A 19,325-nucleotide genomic window follows, 5' to 3' on the forward strand; every position below is an offset into this window, starting at 1 on the left:
CGCAAGGCCCGAGTGTCCGAAGATTCGGCCGCGCGCGAAGCGGTGGCTATTCGGCCGCGCTCTGGATCAACGGGGGTAATACGACGATACGCCTGCGCTTCTCGCCCGGAAGGTCGGGCAGCCCCCGGCGAAAGACAAGCCGGGGCGGCTGGCAATGCAATTGCCGCCCGATCATGTCCATCCGGTCTGCAAGCAGCGCCTCTGCGCCATTCTCCGCACCATCGAGCCAGATCTCCAGCTCATCGCCGCGCTGGATCACGCGGTAATCGCGGATCCGGCATGGAAGGCAGGCGATGGCCGTGCGAAGCGCCTCGGCGGGAACCAGGATCCTGCCCCGCGCGCCCTGCCACCACAGCATATCGTCCTCGCGCCCCTCGATCCGCGCGATGCGCCTGCTTGCGCAGCCGCAGGGACAGGGACGGGGATCGGGGATCAGCACATCGTCCAGGCGGTAATTCAGGATCGGCAGGCTTTCGCGGGTGAAATCGTGGATGATCGGACAGAACGCACCGGTCGCGGGATCAATCACATCCGCATCGATCCGCATCCATCCTTCGTTGAGATGCAGGTTGCCCGCCGGGCAGGTCATCGCCAGAACACCTTCGGTCGCCTGGTAGACCTGATCGACCGGCCGTCCGAACGCCTCGTGAATGGCAGCCCTGTCATCTTCGGACAAGGTTTCGGCCACCGAGATCACACGACGCGGCGCAAGCGAAAGCTCGCCACGGGCTTGCAGGCCCGCCAATTCGGTCAGGATCCGGGCAGGAGCGATCAGGACCGTCGGATCCAACGCCTCCAATCGCGCCACATGACCCTCGAAAGACCTCAGAAGATCGAAGAACTCGAAACGGACCAGCGGATTCGACAGGCTCCGGTAAAGTGCGTTATCCGCCCGCATGAAGAACGCCACCCGTTGCCGGCGCCAGAGCTCGGGCCAATAGCGTCCCAGCATGATCGCCCCCCAGAGCCGTCTTTCCCGCGAGGATGCAAGGAACAGGCCCCGTTGACCCGAGGTGCCGGTCGAAAGCCCGACCGCGACATCCCCGACCAGGGGGCTGAAATCGCGGCTATGTTCGGCCCGCAAGGCGATCTCGATGGCTTCGTCACGTTCGATCCCGCAGGTGTTGATGACCGAGAAATTCTCCATCAGCCGCGCCTTGTTCATGCGCGGCAACCGGTCGAGCGGTGTATCCGCCAGTTCGCGGTAGAACGGGGAACGCGGCATGATCCGCTTGCGAAAGCGGGCGAAGGCGCGCTCCTGATGCCGGGTGATCTCTTCGCGCGAGGCGAAACCGCCGCCATAGCGCGAGGTCAGGAATACAGGCAGGCTCATGGCATGGTCTCGTGGCAATGGGAGGGATCGAAGGTGATGTCCGGGCGCGAGCGCATCAGGTTCCGCAGCGCCGCGAATGTCCGCCGATAGGCATGCGCGTCGCCGAGACGCGCGAGCACCGGCCCCGGCGGCATTCGGCCCGAACGCAGGGCGGCGCGGCCATAGGCGGCATCCGCGATCAGAAAACGGGCGATCTCGGGGATCCACAGCCCCGTTTGTCCCACGCCATGGCCCGGAAGTTCTACCGCCAGCAGGCGACCATCGCCCAACAGGTCATGACCAGCCGGGAACCCGGGCAAGCCGGTGGCGACATGGGCGCGCGTCTCGATGGGTGACGGCTTGCGCGCCAGCACCCCGTCACGCAGCAGCGGGGGGCAGGCGGCGGCAATGGCTGCATGGTCGGTGAGCCCGCACAGATGCGCGATCGCCTTACCGGAGGCGATCACCGGCATATCCGCAGGCAAATCCATCAACCCCGAGACGTGATCGCCATGCATATGGGTCAGCATGACCAGGTCCGGCATACGGGGCAGTTGCCGCAATAGTGTCTCGCCCTCGGGCAATGTCACGGGAGTCAGCCAGCGATAGATGCGCGCGGGAAACCCATCGGTCGCGGTAAAGAAGGCCGGACCGTATCCGGTATCGACCAATATCGTGGCGTCATCCGTCTCGATCAAAGTCGCCAGGGCAGGGAACCGGATGGCCGCAAGCCCGCCCATCCCCGCGCCCCAGCCCGGCGCGCGGCATTCCCCTATCTTCAGGGTGGTCACTCGAAGCATTCCGCCACTCCCTGTTCGAAGGAAACGGAAGGCCGGTAACCCAGGTCACGCCGGGCCGCCGAGATATCCAGGGTCAGGCTGCGCCCCAGTGAGGCGACCGCCTGCCGGGTCAGGCGAGGCTCCTTGCCACCGCCAACGCGCGCGAGGGTTTCGGAAAGAACGGCCAGCGCCTTGGCGACATGATAGGGGATCGGGATGGTCCGGAAGGCGATGCCGCTCCGCCGACCCGCGATCCCGACCAGTTCGCGGAAGGTGAAGGCCTCGCCGGAGGTGATGTTCCACACATGTCCGCCAGGCCCGTCCGCCGCCAGGATCATCGCCCGCGCCGCGTCCCGGCGATGCGTCACATCGATCAATGCCCGCCCTCCGGCGATCATCGGAACCTTTCCACGTCGCATCGCATCGATCAGGCGCGGCAACAGCGCCCGGTCATGGCGCCCATAGATGGCTCGGGGGCGGATCGCCGTGCATTGCATCGCTCCTTCGTGGTTCAGCACGATCCGTTCCGCTTCCCGCTTGCTCTGGGCATAAAGCGACATGCAGCGTGTCGGCAGTGCCGCGTTCTCGGCCAGGTTCAGCCGATCGGTCCCATCGGCATAGATGCTGGGCGACGAGGCGAAGACGAACCTCCCGACCCCGGCGGCCTCGGATGCCTCAACCAATCGCTTGGTCGCGCGGATATTGACCGCTTGAAATTCCGGTCTGCTGGCCCAGGCAGAGCTCAGCGCAGCGCAATGAAAGACCCTGTCGATCCCGGCAACGAGGGGCCGCAGATCATCCGTCACCAGATCGGCGGCGATGAATGCGGGCAAATCCACCCTCGCGCGCGCCGTGGTCACGACATCATGGCCCTGCCGGCACAATTCCTCCACCAGCGCCCGCCCCAGGCAACCGCTCGCCCCTGTCACCAGCGCGCGCATCAGAGCCGCACCACCGCGCCGCCGATCGAGATGCCCGCCGAGGTGCCGATGAGCAGCCCGGTATCGCCCCGCTTGAACCGGCCGGATCTTACCGCGTGATCCAGTGCAGTCGGAATCGAGGCGGCGATCTGGTTGCCAGTTCCGGCAAAGATGTCCACGACCCGGCCCGAAGCGAGGCGCAACATCTCGGCGGCGTGTTCCAGGGCCAGGGCGCTGGCCTGGTGGGGAATGACGCAATCGAGCTGATCCATCGCCTTGTCCGCCCGGCGCAAGAGGCGCGCGACGAAGCGCGGCAGATGGCGCGAGGCCACGCGATAGGCCTGCGCGCCATCCATGCGGAACCGGTCTTCGCCCGGCTTGATCCCACGCGCCGGGTTCACGCGGGTTCCCCCCGCCGCCAGCACGCAGGCGTCGCGACCTTCGCCATAGGTCCGGAAATCGCTGGCCAGCACCGCGCCGTTACCACCGGCCTCGACGACCACCGCCGCCGCGCCGTCTCCGAAGATGGCGGCCGCCTCGGGATGCGACCAGTCCAGCCCCACCGATGCGATATCAGACGAGAACACCAATACCCGCCGTGCACGGCCGCAGGATATCTGCATCGCGGCCAAATCAAGCGCCTGCAGGAAACCGAGACAGGTGGCATTCACATCATAGGCCGGAATGCCCGACCGTCCGAGCCCGAGCCGATCCTGCACCAGGACTGCGGTGGAGGGTATCGGCTGCTCCATCACACCGCAGCCGCCCAGGATCATGTCCAGGTCGGACGCACTGTAACCGGCCATGTCCAACGCAAGTTTCGCCGCCTCTGCCGCCATGAACGAGGTCGTCTCATCCTCTGCCGCGACATGCCGCGTCTCGATCCCGTAGCGGCTGAGGCATGTGCCCGGCGCCCAGTCGAAACGGATATCGATCTGTGACGATTCGAGCGTTTGACGCGGCCGGTAGCTACCGGTTCCGCGGATGGTCAGGTTGATCGGATCGGTGTTTGTCGCAGACATGGGAACCTACGTTTTTGAACGTTGTTCACTACCATTGACAAGCGAGATCAGATCCGTCAAGTATATTTTTGAACATCGTTCAGGATTAATGAAATGGCCCGACCACGACACTATGACCATGACGAGCTCCGAACGGCCATCATCGAGGCCGCCCGCAAGCTTCTGGAAGAGGGAGGGCCTGCGGCCCTGACCGCGCGCGCGCTTGCGAAAGCGGTCGGCACGACGCCGGGCACGATCTACAACCTGTTCAGCAACATGAACGCGGTTCTGCACGAAGTGAACCGCCGGACATTCACCGAACTGGCGCAGATGATCGATGCCGCGCCACCTGCTGCGCCCCGGGATCGCTTGCTGGCCCTGGCGGATGGTTATGTCGATTTCATGCTGGCGCGGCGGGTTGTCTGGCGCGGATTGTTCGAGGGACCACACCAGACCGACACCTTTCCGGGCTGGTACACCTCGCTGATCGATGAACTGATTGACCGGATCGCGGCGCCGATCGCGCAATTGCAGCCCCGGGCTTCGGCCCGCCTGCTGGCCGAGGAGCTTTTCCTGTCGGTTCACGGAGTCGTCGCTCTCGCCGCCATCGAGAGGCTGGATCTGGTCACCACGCAGGATCCGCACAGCCTTGCCCGCTCAGCCGTGGAACGGATGCTCAACTGGATCGAGGTGGACAGGAGATGAGCATATCCGCCCCGATGGCCGGTGGGCTGATCCTGGGCTCCGCGCGATGCGGCTCCACCCTCGTTTCGCGGATCCTGCGCAGTCACCCCGATATCCTGTCCATTTCCGAGCTGTTCTCTACCGTCGGCCCATGGGCCTTTCGTCCGGACAAGCTGGACGGCACACGCTTCTGGTCGCATCTGGCAACGCCTTCGCGCGCGCTGTCGCAGGTAGGCAATCCGACCCTCGCCCCCACGGAATTCCTGTATGGCGGGCCAGAGCATGATCCCTATTTCTGCCCGCCAATCCTCGCCATCACCCTGCCGCATCTGAGCAACGAGCCCGATGCCTTGTTCCGGTATCTCGAAACGACGGTCGGACAGCGCGGTGAGATGGGGTTGGAGGATCACTATCGCGCCATGTTCGCCGATCTCTCGGAACGGTTCGGCGGACGCAGGGTGTGGGTCGAACGCTCCGGCGGGTCGCTCGCCGCAGCGGGCACGCTGCGCGCGATGTTCCCCGAGGCGCGTCCGGTCCTGCTGCTGCGCGACGGCCCCGAAGCAGCATTGTCGATGCGGGATTACCCCGCAGCCCGGCTGGCTATCTGGATGTGGAAGAAACTGCGCCGCTTCGGCATCGATCTCTTGCATCCACGGCATCATTTCGGGCGCGGCGGCATCTGGCCTTTGATCTCGGCCATCGGCGGGCGCTTGGGTGTCTCCCGAATCCTCGAATATCGGCCCAGTCTCCATGACACCGGCGCCTTCTGGTCCGCAGTCACCAGAACTGGTCTGGATGGCCTTCGAGGCGCTTCACCCCTCGTGCTGCATTACGAAGACTTATGTCTCGACCCACGGAGCGAAATCGAACGATTGGGACGGTTCCTGACCGGATCGGCGCCCGGGAACTGGCTCGACCTTGCCCAGACATTTCCGCGGGAACCTTCACGCAGGACCGACACCCTGACGCGCCGGGAACACCGGGAACTGCTTGATGCCTGCGGACCCGGAAGACAGGCGTTGATCGCGGCGGCGATGTCAAGCGACGGCTGACAAACCGCATCCCGGAACGAAACGCTTTCTTCTTCTTTGCCCGAAATACCTCCGGGAGGGGCAAGCGCCCCCCGGCCATCGCGGGACTCAGAGATCCCGGGTAAGGATGTTTCCGCTATCATTCACCCCTCGCCAGAGCGCGGCAACTCGCCTAAAGATTAATCATGGACGGAATTGATCTGGGGGACTGGTTCGATGGCAATGCTGCTGGGAGATGTCGGAGGCACCAATGCGCGGCTGGCAGTCGCGCGGAACGGGGTGATCGACAATGCAACGGTGACACGGTTTCGCGGCGACGATTATCAAAGCTTTGAGGATGTCGTGCGGCAATTCCTGCAGGAGCAGGACAATCCCCATATTTCCTCGGTCTGTATCGCCGTCGCTGGCCCGGTCAGCGGCGGGAAGGCCTCGCTGACCAATCGTGACTGGGATTCTCCGAAGACCGGTTGGCGCGGCTGACCGATGCCGATCATGTCAGGCTGATCAACGACCTGACCGCCCTTGGTTACGCAACTCCGGCGCTGCGCGGGGACGGATTGTCCGTGCTTCGCGACGCACCCGAGGATCGCGCCCGCAACGGTCAGGCCCTGGTGGTGGGGCTGGGCACCGGCTTCAATGTCTGTGCCGTCCGCGCCCTGCCCGGTGGCGCTGTGATGGCCATGGAAGCCGAAGAGGGCCATACCCGGCTGCCCTCCAATATCCATCAGCGGCTGGTCGACCTGCTTGGACGCGAAGGCGCCGAGGCGTTCTTTTCGACCGAGGAAACCTTTGCCGGGCGCGGGCTGGCGCGGCTGCATGCGATGCGCACCGGGACCGATCCGATCCGCAGCGAGGCCATCGCCGAAGCCGCCGGACGCGGCGATGCAGAAGCGGTGGCGACATATGACCTGTTCACGGAACTGGTGGGGCTGCTGTGCCGCGAACTGACCCTGCGCTTCATGCCGCTGGAGGGGCTTTTCCTCGCCGGCAGCGTCGGGCGGAGCATTGCCGATCGCATGGACCGTTTCGAACCCGCCTTCCTGGCCGAATCCTATATGCGTCATATCCCGGAAAACACGCCGATTTTCCTGATCCGCGACGACATGGCGGCGCTGCATGGATGCCTGGCGGCATTGTCGTAAGGGTCCTGCCGTGACTGGTCCGATGGTCCCGTTGACAAAAAAACGATGGCCAATTGCTGGATCTTCACGTCTATAGCTGTTCATATTGCAGCAAGGAACCGGGGGCGGAGCGTGAAGATGCGGGCATATCTGAAGGCCATGCTTGTTGCAGGCTCGGCTTTGGGGTTTTGCGGCATCGCGCTGGCCCAATCATCCTCGCCGTTCTCGGGACTGTTCGGCGGCAAGACCGAGGATGGGCCGGTTTCGCTCGATTTCCGCGTTGCCGGGGATGAGAGCGATATCGAGAAGACCATCCGCAACACCTCGCTCTTGTCGGGCGCGCTTGCCGAGGATCGTATCAGCGGACAGGACCTGCTGGCCGCTGCCCGCGCCGATTATGCCCGCATCCTGGGCGCGCTTTACGACATGGGTCATTATTCGGCGGTCATCGATATCACCCTGGACGGGGTCGAAGCGGCCGAAATCGCGCCGCTCGACGCGCCGGAAGTGGTGCGATCCGTGGTGGTTTCGGTCGATCCCGGCCCGGTATTCAAGTTCTCGCGCGCTGCTATCGGCCCCCTGGCACCGGGCAGACAAGCCTCTGACGATTACCGTCGGGGCGAGACGGCCGGGACGGGCGTGATCAAGTCCGAGGCGCTGTCGGCGGTCGATGGCTGGCGCGAATACGGCCATGCCAAGGCCGATGTCAGCGGGCAGGAGATCGTGGCGGATCACAACCAGAACAGCGTGGACAGCCAGGTCGAGCTTGCCCCCGGCCCGGTGGTCACCTTTGGCGAGCTCCATATCTCGGGCCAGGAGCGGATGAACCTGCGGCGGCTGCGCAAGATCGCGGGCTTCCCCACCGGGGAGCGGTTCGACCCGGAAAAGCTGGAGACCGTCCGCAAGCGCCTGCGCCGCACCGGGGTCTTTTCGGCCATGACGCTGGAGGAGGCCGATCTGCTGGCGCCGGACAACTCGATGGATGTCAGCCTTGCGGTGGTCGAGCAGAAGCCCCGGCGGATCGGTGCGGGCTTCGAATTGTCGAATACCGATGGTGCCATGGTGTCGGCCTACTGGATGCACCGCAACCTTCTGGGCGGCGGTGAGAGGCTGCGGATCGATGCCGAGGTTTCCGATATCGGTTCGGATACCAGCGGCCGCGACGAGGAACTGACCTTTCGCATCGACCGGCCCGCCACGATCACGCCCGACACCACCGCCTATGTCGAGACCACGTTCGAGCGGATGCGCGAAGAGGATTACGATTCCGACAATATCGGTGTCGCCCTGGGCTTCAATCACATCTTCCGTGACGAGGAGAGCGACAAGTTGACAGCCGATATCGCCGTTGAATACGAGGTTTCGCGGGTCACGGACGCCAATGGCCGCACGGATTTCAAGGTGCTTTCCTTCCCGATGGCGGGAACATGGGACAGGCGCGACGATTCCAACAATGCCAAGCACGGCTTTTACCTGTCCGGCGAGGCACGGCCCTTCAAGGGATTCGGCGATACCGGATCGGGTGTCAGGGCGCTTGGCGAGCTGCGGGCGTTCCGCTCTGTCGGAGAGGATGACAGGTTCACCTTCGCGGGCCGCGCCCGGCTTGGCGCGATCGCGGGAACCGAGATCGAACGAACACCGCGCAATTACCTGTTCTTTTCGGGCGGCGGCGGGACGGTGCGCGGCCAGCCCTATGAATCGCTCGGCGTGCGCGAGATTTCCGGCCCCGACGGCAAGATCAAGACCGGCGGGATGAGCGTTGCGAACCTCAACGCTGAATTTCGTTGGCAAGTCCGCGAAAAGATCGGGCTGGTGCTGTTCGCCGATTATGGCAAGGTCTGGGCCGAAAGCGGTTTCGGCGGTGATAGCGACTGGCATTCCGGCGCCGGGATCGGCATCCGTTACAACACCCCGATCGGGCCGCTGCGTTTCGACGTCGCGGGCCCGACCGGGGGCGACACCGGCAATGGCGTGCAACTTTATCTCGGCCTCGGGCAGGCATTCTGATGCGCAAGATATTCATCCTCCTCTTCGCCATTCTCTTTCCGCTCGCGGTGCTGGCGCAAAGCGCCGCCGAGATCTCGGAACAGGCCGAGGATGACCGGGGCTTCCTGACCCGGTTGCTGGAGAACAACCTGTCCGGCGCTGGCCGGCAGGTCATCATCAAGGGGTTCGAGGGGGCGCTGTCTTCGCGCGCGACCTTTGAACAGATCACCATCGCCGATGCCGACGGCACCTGGCTGACGCTGAACAAGGGGGCGATCCAGTGGAACCGGTCGGCGCTGCTGCGCGGCAGCGTCGAGATCGCCGAGCTTTCCGCCTCGGAAATCCTGCTGCCGCGCCTGCCCGGCGCGGGCGGCGAGAAAAAGCCCCAGGCGGAAGCCAAGGAATTCGCGCTGCCTGAATTGCCGGTATCGGTCAATATCGACAAGATACAGGCCGACCGTGTGGAATTGGGTGAGCCGGTGATCGGCCTGCCCGCAGCGATCTCGGTGGCGGGCAGCATGAGTCTTGCGGGTGGCGAAGGCAAGGCGGACCTGACCATCGACCGGCTGGACGGCCCGCGCGGCGCATTTGTCCTGAGCGCCGGCTATGTCAATGAAACCAAGGTGCTGAGCCTCAACCTGTCGCTGGACGAGGCCGCCGATGGCCTGCTGGTCAACCTGATCGATCTTTACGACAAGCCCTCGGTTTCGGCGCAGATCAGCGGCGAGGGGCCGCTGGACGGGTTCACCGCCAATCTGCGGCTGGCGACAAGCGGCCAGCCGCGCGTGACCGGGAATGCCTCGCTGACGGCCGAAGCCTCGGAAGACGGGGCGCCGGGCCGCGCCTTTCGCCTGGAACTGGGCGGCGATATCGCCTCGCTTCTGCCACCCGACGACCGCACATTCTTTGGCCCGAACACGCAGCTTCTGGCCGAGGGTTGGCGCGGTGACGATGGGCGCCTTAACGTGCCGGTGCTGATGATCGATACCGACGCGCTGAATCTTTCCGGCTCGGTCGCCACCAATCCGCAGGGCGCGCCGCAAAGCGCGGTGCTGCTGATGACGCTTGGCAGGGACGCGGGCGCAAGCGATGTCCCGGTCAAGCTGCCGGGCGGGGGAAAGAATGCCACGGTCGAATCCGGACGGCTTGAACTGCAATATGATGCCGCCGAGGGCCAAGGCTGGACATTGGATGGATATGTCGGCCAGCTTGACCAGGGCAAGGTGAAAATCGGTCGGCTGACATTGGACGGCGCCGGACAGGTGGTGCTGGATGAGGACAATGCCCTGTCCGAGATCACCGGCGCGCTGGATTTCGGCGCCCGGCAGATGGAATTCGAGGATGCCGGGCTCGCGCAAGCGGTGGGCGAAGCCATCACGGGCGACGCCGTATTCACCTATGGCGGCGGTCAGCTTGAGGTCAGCGAACTTGCGGTGCACGGCGCCGATTACGGCCTGTCGGGCTATAGCCTTCTGTCCGACCTGACCGGCGGGCTGCTGCTATCACTGGATATGGAGGCCCGTTACCAGGATCTGGGACGGCTCTCGACGCTGGCCGGGCGTCCGATGTCAGGCCGGGCGGATGCCTCGATTTCCGGCTATTACACCATCCTGACCAAGGCTTTCGATATCGATGCAAGGGTCGAAGGCAACGATATATCGGTCGATCAGGAACAGTTGGACAACCTGCTTGCGGGGCAATCCCGAATCGTCCTGGGGGCCCGCCGGGACGAGACGGGGATCGATCTGCGCAATTTTTCGGTCAACGCGCATGGGCTGACTGCGAGGCACGGGGATATCTGAACAGCAATTCCAGCGATGTCACGGCACAGATCTCGATGCCCTCGCTTGCCGATATCGGGTCTGACTATGCGGGTTCGCTGCTGGCCGAGGCCAAGCTGAACGGGGCCGAGGGCGAGCGCCAGCTTTCGCTAAGCGGCGATGCAGAGGACCTGAGAATCGGCATCGACGCGCTTGACCGCGCCTTGCAGGGGCGCACCAACCTGACGCTTCTGGCGGGCGAGGTCGAGAATGGCTATGTGATCAAGAATTTCCAGCTCGCCAATCCGCAGCTCAAGGCAGAGGCCGAAGGGGATTTCATCCGGAACGCGTTGGATGCGACGGCCAATTTCTCGATCCCTGACCTGTCGGTGATCCAGCCCGGCTGGTCCGGCAATCTAAACGCCACGGCCGAGTTGACCGAAGCCGACGGCACCCGTTTCATCGATCTGACCGGCAAGAGCGATAATCTGGCTTCGGCCAGCAAGGGACGGACACGGCATCGATGGGCGCGACCGATCTGCGCGTGAAAGCCGAGGAAAAATCCGGCGTCATCACCCTGCGTGACGTGCAGCTGACGAATGACCAGATCGATGCCACCGCGACCGGCGTTTACGGAGAGGGCGTCACGGATCTTTCCGCCAGGCTCGATATTTCGTCGCTGACACCGCTACTTGCCGGATGGCATGGCTCGTTGAGCGCCGATGCCAGCCTGCGCGATACGGATGACGGCGCCCGGCAGGTCGAGGTCAACGGGATTGGCCGCGATCTCGCCTTTGGGCAGGCGCAGGTGGATAACGCGCTGGCCGGTGAGACGCGACTCAAGATCACCGGGACCGAGCGTGACGGGATCTTCGAGATCGGCCAGGCGCAGGTCGAGAACCCACGGCTGAATGCCAGCGCCTCGGGCAAGCTTGGAAAGGGCGTGACGGATATTGCCGCCGCGTTGAACGCGGGCGATCTGAGTTTCCTGGGGAACGGTATCAGCGGCTCGGTGGATGCCGAAGCGCAACTGGTCGAAGAGGGCGGGGTGCGCCGGATCTCGGCAACCGGCCGCGCGAACAACCTGTCGATCGGGCAGGAGAAGATCGATCCGGTCTTGCGCGGGCAGACCAGCTTTGACCTTGCCGCCACGCAATCGGAATCCGGAATTTCATTGCAGCGTCTGGATGTCGCCAATCCGCAGCTTCGGATCGGTGCGACCGGCAATCCAGCCGAGGCGCTGAATATCGACGCAAGGCTGAACGACCTGGCGCTGATCCAGCCGGGCTTTCCCGGTCCGGTCGAAATGCGGGGCACGGTGCGCGAGACCGCCCAGAACTTCGTGGTCGATCTGGGCGTTACCGCTCCGGGAAACACGCAGATGCGGATCGCAGGCTCGGCCGCGCGGGATTTTTCCACCACCGATATCGGCATCACCGGCAGCACCAATGCCTCGATCGCGAACAGCGCCATTCGGACGCGCAGCATCGAAGGACCAATTACGCTTGACCTGCAAGTGAATGGGCCGCCCTCGCTGGAAGCGGTCAGCGGGCGGGTGCATCTGCAGAACGGGGATGTCGCAGAGCCCGGCCTTGGGCTTCGGATCGAAGGGCTGGACGTGACCGCCGATCTGCAGAACGGGCGGATCCAGGTCGATGGCGCCGGTAACGTCGCCGCGGGCGGACGGATCGCGGTGAGCGGCCCGGTCGATCTGCGCGCCGGGACGCTGGATATCGGCGTGACGCTGGACAATGTCGTCGCGCGCGATCCCAACCTCTACGAGATCACGCTCTCGGGCAATGTCCGTATGGCTGGCCGCAATGCTGACGGCCCGTTGATCTCGGGCCGGATCGATGTGGGCCGGACCGAGATCCGCATACCTTCGACCGGGCTGGGCGGGGCCAAGTCGATCCCGGATATCAAGCATATCGGCGACAAGCGCCCACCCCGTTCGACGCGAGCGAAAGCGGGGCTTGAGCCATTCGGCAGCCCCGCATCGCGAGAGGCCGGGTTGGGAGGGCCGCCAGCTACTCCTCCGGCCAATCCTCCGAAGCTGGACCTGTTCATCAGTGCGCCGAACCAGATATTCATCCGCGGCCGCGGCGTCGATGCCGAGATGGGCGGAGATCTGCGCGTCACGGGCACGACGCGGAATGTCATTCCCATCGGCCATCTGGAACTGATCCGCGGCCGGGTCGACCTGCTCGGCAAACGCTTCACGCTGACCGAGGGGCTGGTCGAGATGCAGGGCAGCCTGGTGCCGGTGATACGGCTGGTCGCGGAGACCACGCAGGACGGGGTGACCACCCGGATCATCATAGACGGCGAGGCGCGCGACCCCGACATCACCTTCCTATCCTCCCCCGAGATGCCCGAGGAAGAGGTTCTGTCACAGCTCTTGTTCGGGCGCGGGCTGGACAATATCAGCCCACTTCAGGCCGCCCAGCTTGCGAATGCAATCGCCGTTCTGGCGGGCCGGGCCGGTGACGGTATCGTCGGACGCCTGCGCAACCAGGTCGGACTCGACGATCTGGACCTGGCGACGGATGACGAAGGCAATGTCCAGGTCCGGGCCGGTAAATACCTGACCGACAATCTCTATACCGATGTCTCGGTCGATGATGGCGGCAAGAGCACCCTGAACCTGAACCTGGACATCTCGGACACGCTGCGCGCGCGCGGCTCGGTCGCCAGCGATGGTGAAAGCACCATCGGTGTCTATTTCGAGCGCGATTACTAACGCGTTTCCGGAGAGAGCGGACGTCCGTCCCGCGTCCGGAAACGCCATGAGCGGTAATTACCTCTGGCGAACCGCCTCGGACGGGTGGCGTCAATAGACGCCGATCGCCTCGGGAAGCGGATCATCCGCGGGTTCCATCGATACCGTTCGGGCCACCTCGTTCACTCGGAAGCGCAGCATCTTCTGCCCACCGCCGATTTGCACAACGCTCCAGCCGATCAGTTGCCCCCCCGGTCCGGAGATGGCGCCGTTGTTGCGCGGATTCGTATCATCCGGAATCAGCAGGGATTCGCACAGGGCGTCAAATCCCGGCTCGATCTTGATCCGGGACTTCCAGCCTTCGATGGCCTCGCGCACCGTTTCCGCCTCGTCCCCCCAGAGATCGCGATATGTCCGATTGGACAGCACCAGCTTGCCGCCCGGATCGAACACGGCCAGAGCGTCATCCAGCCCGTCCAGAACGGTCCTGCCCAGCATCAGCTCCCCCCGGAATTCCCGTGTCGTCGAAATTTCCGTGGAGATGTCTTCGAACAGAAAGGCAATGGCCCCGTCGGGATGGGGACAGCCGGTGACCCGATAGGTCTGTCCGCCGGGAAGTGACCATTCCTCGACGTGATGGCCATTTGCGGCAGCCGCTTCGAGATTGCTGATCCGCTTTCGCCAACTGCGGTAATCCCTGGGCTCTGGCATCATGCGCCGTTCCCGCAACTGATCCAGGAAATCGGTCAGTCCGGGGCGTGCGGCCAGCATCTCGACGGGCAAGCCGGTCAACTCGACCAGTGCCGGATTGAACAGTTGCAGATTTCTTTGATGATCAAAGATCGCCAGTCCGGCATGGAGCGCCGCGAAAGTCTTGGTCAGCGTCTGGACAAATTCGCGCAGGATCCGCTCCGCCCGCACGGCGGCATCCGCAGGCAGGGCGAAAAATATCCGCTCGTCCCCGTATTCATGGCTGTAGCAATCGAACCAGAGGATCCGGCCATCGATCTCCAGCTTTGCACGGCAAAACCCCGTCTCGGTTTCCGAAACCGTTTTCGGCAGATTCAACAGGGACGGCAGCGGCCAGACATGGGAACCGGCCATTTCTTCCGCACGTCCCAGATAAGCCGCGTTAGCCCAGGTGACACGATCTCGGGCATCCTGCCGCCAGATCATCGTCGGCGTATGGTCAAGCACATCGCGCAACAGGCCCAGCTCTTCCATCATCGCCTCATGTGACAATGCGTCGAGCCGGGGAGCCGGTCCATTCCGGCCTATATTTGACAATGTGATTCGGGTCAGATCCCGCTCCAACCATTCAATCAGAAGGCGAATATCTGCACCGTCAGGCCTGTTGCTTCCGATCAGTTCGATCCGGCCCGGCCACACCGGATGTGCCAATCTCTCGATTGCCGCCGGGAAACGGGGCTCGATCCAGCGTTGCAGGTCATGCCATTCGCCGCCCTGGACGCATCGATGGCTTAGCAGGCCCCGTGCTGACGGCGTTGCATCAATCAGTTCTTTGTTTTTGAAAAGAAATATGACTGGTGGATACTCGTTTCCATGAAGGTTCCCATGCTTCTCGAAGCGAGAGCGGCGCCTGCCATCCCAAAGCCGGATCAACGCGACGGCGAATATGACCGATAGAGTCCCGATCACCAGAGCCAGTTCGGCCATCCAGATGCTATAGGTATCCACGGAGACTTCCTTCAACAACACAACTCAACCATAAGATGAATTATGTTGAAAGAAGGTAAAGAATCAAGGGTCAGCTTTGCTGGTGCGGATTTTCCCCGAGCGCGGCCCGGTCATCGACGCGCAGCCGGTCGAGCGGCCATTCGACATCGACGACGGCTCCCGGCCCGCCATTCGAGAAATTCAGATGCGCACCTGATCGTTCCAGCAATGTCTTGGCGATGAACAGGCCCAGCCCCATCCCTTCATAGCCCTCCCTCTGCGCTCCGGCTCGGCGGCTGGTCAGAAAGGGATCGCCGATCCGGGCGAGCAGACCGGGTGAATATCCCGGACCATCGTCCCGGATACGGACGGAAAGCGCGTGATCGTCATGTGTCGCTTCGATCACCACGTGCTTGTTCGCAAAATCGACCGCGTTCTGAATCAGGTTGCGCAGCGCGTGAATGATGGCCGGATCCCGTCGAATATTGATATCCGTGGCGTGAATGTCCAGCACGGGGCCCCGATCGGCATGCGGGCCAGCCGCATCCTCCAATATCGTGACGAGCGGCGCGGAATGCAGCAGCAGGTCATCCTTTCCCGCACGTCCCATGCTACGCAGGATATGCGCGCATCGATCGGCGGAGTCGCGCAAACTCGCCAGGTCCTCGGCAAGCTCGGGACGATCGTCGAGTTCGTCGATCAACTCCGAGGTGATGAGCTTGATGGTCGCCAGGGGGGTGCCCATCTCATGCGCGGCGGCTGCAACCACGCCGCCCAGATGCTGCAGGCGCTGCTCTCTCGCCAATGCCATCTGCGTGGCAAACAGGGCATTCGAAGTTGCCGACAGCTCGACCGTGACACGATGGGCATAGCCGGAAAAGAAGAATACCCCGATGACCAGGGCAAGCCAGTGCCCGATATTCAGCAGGGGATCGGGCTCTATGGCGCTTCCATCCGGATAAAGCACCGGAATGGCCAGCAATGCCGATAAAGTGATCAGCGCGACGGTCGCGATGCCCAGTGCGAAAGTATGCCGGGCGTTCAGCGCCGTTGCGGCGATCGTGACCGGGGCAAGCACGAGAAGCGCAAAAGGGTTCGCCATGCCGCCGGTCAATCCCAGCAATGCCGAGATCTGCGCCACGTCGAAAAGCAGCTGGAATACCACGCTATCCGGAGAGTTTCGCGCCGGAGCCTGCAGGAAAAGCCAGAGATTCATGCCCCCTGCCACCGCGATCAGCAGCAATGCCGGGAACACGGGAAACTCCATTCCCATGCTCGACGCGGTGATCACCGCGGTCAATTGGCCCGCGATCGCGAACCAGCGCAGCAATGCCAATGTGCGCATTCGGATCGGCTCGACCTGGGGAATTTTTTCCGCGATGCTTATTGGCTCGGTTTGCGACATGAAGGTTTTCCGGTGCGACAATGCGCTCCTTGATACTGTTCGACGGATAAGCAATCAATGTGTGCATCAATCTGGATCGGAGCTGATAAATGGTAGACCGCAAGGTCCTTTTGACGGGAACCGCCATCGCAATTGTCGTTCTGGTTGCGGGCGCAGCTATCTGACCCTTGGAAAGAATGGCGATCTTTACGCGCAATGCAGCAACAGCACCGTTGCGGGTGGCATGGACAGTTTCGGCACCTCGTTCACGCTTACCGATCAGGATGGCAACCGTGTCACCGATCAGGAGGTTTTCTCGAAACCCTCACTGCTTTATTTCGGTTATACCTTCTGTCCCGATGTCTGTCCTCTCGACAGTGCCCGTAATGCGGAAACCGCAGAGATTCTCAAAGATCGCGGCATGGAATTGCAAACCGTGTTCATTACGGTCGATCCCCGCCGTGACACGCCCGAGGTATTGGCCGATTTCACCGATGCCTTTTCGGACGACATGATCGGCCTGACCGGTTCCGAGGAAGAGATCGCCGCAGTCAACAAGGGCTGGCGCAATTACTACAAACTGAACGATGAGGAAGACGACGAATATTACCTGGTCGACCATATGACGAACACCTATCTCGTCATGCCGGGTAACGAGACAGTCGAATTCTTTGCGCGCAACGAATCCCCCGAGACCCTGGCCGATCGCGCAGCTTGCTTTATTGACGCCGCGACATAAATGATGTCTCTAGATTGAGGCCCAACTCGATTGGGTCCATTCGCTTCGATCAAAGGCAGCGCATGTCGGATAACAACTCGGACAAGATCGGACCGGACCCTTCTCTCCTATTGGTTGATGACGACGCCATTTTCGTGAATCGGCTTGGCCGCGCGATGGAGAAGCGCGGTTTCAAGCCGCGAACCGCCCTGAGCGTAGCCGAAGCCGAACAGATGATTGCCGAGGCGCCACCTGCCTATGCCGTGGTCGATCTCAGGCTCGAAGATGGCCACGGATTGGATATCGTCGATCATCTGCGCGAACGCCGTCCGGATGCACGGATCATCGTTCTGACAGGTTATGGCGCCATCGCCACTGCAGTTGCCGCCGTGAAGATGGGCGCAACCGATTACCTTGCGAAACCCGCGGACGCAAATGACGTGACGTCTGCATTGCTTTCGACCAAGGAAGCACTACCTCCTCCGCCCAATAACCCGATGTCCGCCGACAGAATTCGTTGGGAACATATCCAGCGCGTTTTCGAGCAATGTGATCGGAATGTCAGTGAAACTGCGCGCCGACTTCATATGCATCGAAGGACATTGCAGCGAATTCTTGCCAAGCGAGGGCCCAGATAATAAATTGAATGGATTTTGAGAACCTCAATCGTATAGTGCATAAACTGTGAGGATTATTTGTGTGGAAACAACAAAAATGGATATCGAGTTCGATAAACTGTCGTTGAAGGAATTGCGCGACCTGCAAGCGAAATTGGAGCGGGCCATCAATTCCTATGAGGATCGCAAACGGCGTGAAGCCCTGACGGCTGTCGAGAATGCAGCGCGAGAGCATGGCTTCAACCTGGCCGAGTTGACGGGCAGCAAACCTAAGCGTGCGGGGACTGTAGCCCCGAAATATGTCAATCCGGACGATCCGACATTGACCTGGACCGGGCGTGGCCGCAAACCCCGTTGGGTTCTGGAGGCGCTGGAACAAGGCAAATCCCTGGACGATCTGCTGATTTGATCAAGAAAAGCGGTTGCGGCATCCATCGCAACCGCTTTTTATTTTACTGGCTTCGCGCGATCAATATCATGAAGAAGCTGGGAAACACTGGATGCGAATTCTGCGCGCACCGCTGCTGGCGGACGTATTTTTATTTCCAGATCGCTTAGAACTCGCTCGTTCGATATCGGAAACAGCCGTTTCGCCTCCCCCGGTGTGAAACCGGCGATTTGAACTGCCTCGAGTCGTGCGGATATGCGGTCCGCCGATTTTATACGTTTCTTGATCGAGACCGGTATTTCGGTCGGCAATCCGAAACGGCGATGGATCGCTATTGTCAGTCTCTCGTCCATGGCGCCGTATTCCTGACCCAATGCCGCCTTGACCGGTGAAATCATGTCCCCGATGACATATTCCGGTGCGTCATGCAGCAGGGCAGCCAGCCGCCATACCGGTTCGGTTTCGGGATTAAGGCGATGGAAGATATGCTCGACCAGTAGCGAATGCTCGGCCACTGAATAAGGCCAGTCACCGCGCGTCTGGCCATTCCACCGCGCAACAAAGGCGAGACCATGCGCGATATCTTCGATCTCGATATCGACCGGTGTTGGATCGAGAAGATCAAGGCGGCGCCCGGACAGCATCCGCTGCCAGGCGCGCCGTTGCTTGGCAGGCATCGCCCTTCGCCCGTCAGGACGATTTCGAGCCGTCCGCAACGGCCTGCTGTTCGGTCTTCTGCTGCTCCGCCCGTCGCGCCAATTCCTGGCGATACAGTGCGACGAAATCCACCGGCTCCATATTGAACGGGGGGAAACCGCCGTCGCGGGTCAGATCCGAGATGATGCGGCGCACGAAGGGAAACAGCATTCGCGGGCATTCGATCATCAGGAAGGGATGCAGCTGCTCTTCGGGAACGCCTTCGATATGGAACACGCCGCCGTAATCCAGTTCGGCGAGAAACAGGGTTTGTCCGTCGCCCTTGTTCTTCGAGGTCACGCGGAATTTCGAGATCACTTCATATTGATGCTCGGTCCCGCGCTTGCGGGCATCCAGGCTGACCTGCACGCTTATCTCGGGCTGTACATCCCCGGTCGGCGCACCTTTCTGGGCCACCGCATTCTCGAAAGACAGATCGCGGATATATTGCGCCAGGACCTGCATCCGCACCTGTGGCTGTTGGGCTTGTCCCGCTTGGGCGGAGCCATTCGACTGGCTTTCATCGGCCATA

Annotated in this window: 17 protein-coding genes and 1 pseudogene; 10 read left to right on the plus strand and 8 right to left on the minus strand. The window is 62.4% G+C overall.

Going from position 1 to position 19,325, the window contains the following annotated elements; genetic code table 11:
* Positions 1–46: 46 nt before the first annotated feature.
* From A7A09_RS09180 to A7A09_RS09195, 4 genes are read right to left on the minus strand one after another with little or no spacing between them, the layout of a single operon-like run.
* A complete protein-coding gene (locus A7A09_RS09180) occupies positions 47–1,333 on the minus strand; it encodes a F390 synthetase-related protein (protein ID WP_106691124.1) in 1,287 nt (428 codons plus the stop codon).
* On the minus strand, positions 1,330–2,112 hold the full coding sequence (locus A7A09_RS09185; protein ID WP_106691125.1) for an MBL fold metallo-hydrolase: 783 nt from the start codon (positions 2,110–2,112) through the stop codon (positions 1,330–1,332). Before A7A09_RS09185 ends, A7A09_RS09180 begins: the two co-directional genes overlap by 4 nt.
* A complete protein-coding gene (locus A7A09_RS09190; protein WP_106691126.1) occupies positions 2,100–3,032 on the minus strand; it encodes an NAD-dependent epimerase/dehydratase family protein in 933 nt (310 codons plus the stop codon). Before A7A09_RS09190 ends, A7A09_RS09185 begins: the two co-directional genes overlap by 13 nt.
* Entirely contained in the window at positions 3,032–4,033 is a 1,002-nt protein-coding gene (locus A7A09_RS09195; RefSeq protein WP_106691127.1) for a 3-oxoacyl-ACP synthase III family protein, read from the minus strand. The genes A7A09_RS09190 and A7A09_RS09195 overlap by 1 nt, the downstream gene beginning before the upstream one ends.
* A 93-nt stretch (positions 4,034–4,126) precedes the next feature.
* Here A7A09_RS09195 and A7A09_RS09200 point away from each other — a divergent pair, with 93 nt between their 5' ends.
* The 7 genes and pseudogenes from A7A09_RS09200 to A7A09_RS21415 all read left to right on the plus strand — a co-directional run bounded on the left by A7A09_RS09200 (position 4,127) and on the right by A7A09_RS21415 (position 13,334).
* Positions 4,127–4,717, plus strand: a complete 591-nt coding sequence (locus tag A7A09_RS09200; protein ID WP_106691128.1) for a TetR/AcrR family transcriptional regulator — start codon at positions 4,127–4,129, stop codon at positions 4,715–4,717.
* Positions 4,714–5,748: a sulfotransferase family protein gene (locus A7A09_RS09205; RefSeq protein ID WP_245999243.1), complete on the plus strand. Its 1,035-nt coding sequence runs from the start codon at positions 4,714–4,716 to the stop codon at positions 5,746–5,748. The genes A7A09_RS09200 and A7A09_RS09205 overlap by 4 nt, the downstream gene beginning before the upstream one ends.
* A gap of 201 nt (positions 5,749–5,949) precedes the next feature.
* Positions 5,950–6,869, plus strand: a pseudogene (locus A7A09_RS09210) (glucokinase).
* Between the two features lie 117 nt (positions 6,870–6,986).
* Positions 6,987–8,855, plus strand: a complete 1,869-nt coding sequence (locus A7A09_RS09215; protein WP_106691130.1) for an autotransporter assembly complex protein TamA — start codon at positions 6,987–6,989, stop codon at positions 8,853–8,855.
* The gene (locus tag A7A09_RS21405) at positions 8,855–10,636 is read left to right on the plus strand and encodes a translocation/assembly module TamB domain-containing protein (RefSeq protein WP_245999244.1); all 1,782 of its coding nucleotides are present in this window, start codon (positions 8,855–8,857) and stop codon (positions 10,634–10,636) included. Before A7A09_RS09215 ends, A7A09_RS21405 begins: the two co-directional genes overlap by 1 nt.
* Before the next feature lie 35 nt (positions 10,637–10,671).
* Positions 10,672–11,142 carry a hypothetical protein gene (locus A7A09_RS21410; protein ID WP_245999246.1) on the plus strand — a complete coding sequence of 157 codons (471 nt, stop codon included), beginning with the start codon at positions 10,672–10,674 and terminating at the stop codon, positions 11,140–11,142.
* Positions 11,118–13,334: a translocation/assembly module TamB domain-containing protein gene (locus A7A09_RS21415; RefSeq protein WP_245999247.1), complete on the plus strand. Its 2,217-nt coding sequence runs from the start codon at positions 11,118–11,120 to the stop codon at positions 13,332–13,334. Before A7A09_RS21410 ends, A7A09_RS21415 begins: the two co-directional genes overlap by 25 nt.
* Before the next feature lie 90 nt (positions 13,335–13,424).
* Here A7A09_RS21415 and A7A09_RS09225 read toward each other — a convergent pair whose 3' ends face one another.
* Both A7A09_RS09225 and A7A09_RS09230 read right to left on the minus strand, forming a co-directional pair.
* A complete protein-coding gene (locus tag A7A09_RS09225; protein ID WP_170167062.1) occupies positions 13,425–14,537 on the minus strand; it encodes a PAS-domain containing protein in 1,113 nt (370 codons plus the stop codon).
* A 544-nt stretch (positions 14,538–15,081) separates the two neighbouring features.
* A complete protein-coding gene (locus A7A09_RS09230) occupies positions 15,082–16,335 on the minus strand; it encodes an ActS/PrrB/RegB family redox-sensitive histidine kinase (protein ID WP_366465739.1) in 1,254 nt (417 codons plus the stop codon).
* Here A7A09_RS09230 and A7A09_RS09235 point away from each other — a divergent pair.
* The 3 genes from A7A09_RS09235 (at position 16,262) to A7A09_RS09245 (ending at position 18,118) form a co-directional block, all read left to right on the plus strand.
* Positions 16,262–17,113, plus strand: coding sequence for an SCO family protein (locus A7A09_RS09235; RefSeq protein ID WP_366465742.1), 852 nt, complete (start codon positions 16,262–16,264; stop codon positions 17,111–17,113). The genes A7A09_RS09230 and A7A09_RS09235 overlap by 74 nt on opposite strands.
* Before the next feature lie 62 nt (positions 17,114–17,175).
* Complete coding sequence (locus A7A09_RS09240; RefSeq protein ID WP_106691134.1) at positions 17,176–17,730, plus strand: ActR/PrrA/RegA family redox response regulator transcription factor; 555 nt, start codon at positions 17,176–17,178, stop codon at positions 17,728–17,730.
* Between the two features lie 76 nt (positions 17,731–17,806).
* On the plus strand, positions 17,807–18,118 hold the full coding sequence (locus A7A09_RS09245) for an H-NS histone family protein (protein WP_106691135.1): 312 nt from the start codon (positions 17,807–17,809) through the stop codon (positions 18,116–18,118).
* 38 nt (positions 18,119–18,156) lie between these two features.
* On the opposite strand, the gene A7A09_RS09250 is transcribed toward A7A09_RS09245, so the two are convergent.
* Together A7A09_RS09250 and secB are read right to left on the minus strand one after the other, a co-directional pair.
* A complete protein-coding gene (locus A7A09_RS09250; protein ID WP_106691136.1) occupies positions 18,157–18,774 on the minus strand; it encodes an HD domain-containing protein in 618 nt (205 codons plus the stop codon).
* A 13-nt stretch (positions 18,775–18,787) separates the two neighbouring features.
* On the minus strand, positions 18,788–19,324 hold the full coding sequence (secB, locus tag A7A09_RS09255) for a protein-export chaperone SecB (protein ID WP_106691137.1): 537 nt from the start codon (positions 19,322–19,324) through the stop codon (positions 18,788–18,790).
* Position 19,325: the final 1 nt, after the last annotated feature.

It is taken from the genome of Paracoccus methylarcula (assembly GCF_003007735.2).
In the GTDB taxonomy this organism is placed as follows: domain Bacteria; phylum Pseudomonadota; class Alphaproteobacteria; order Rhodobacterales; family Rhodobacteraceae; genus Paracoccus; species Paracoccus methylarcula.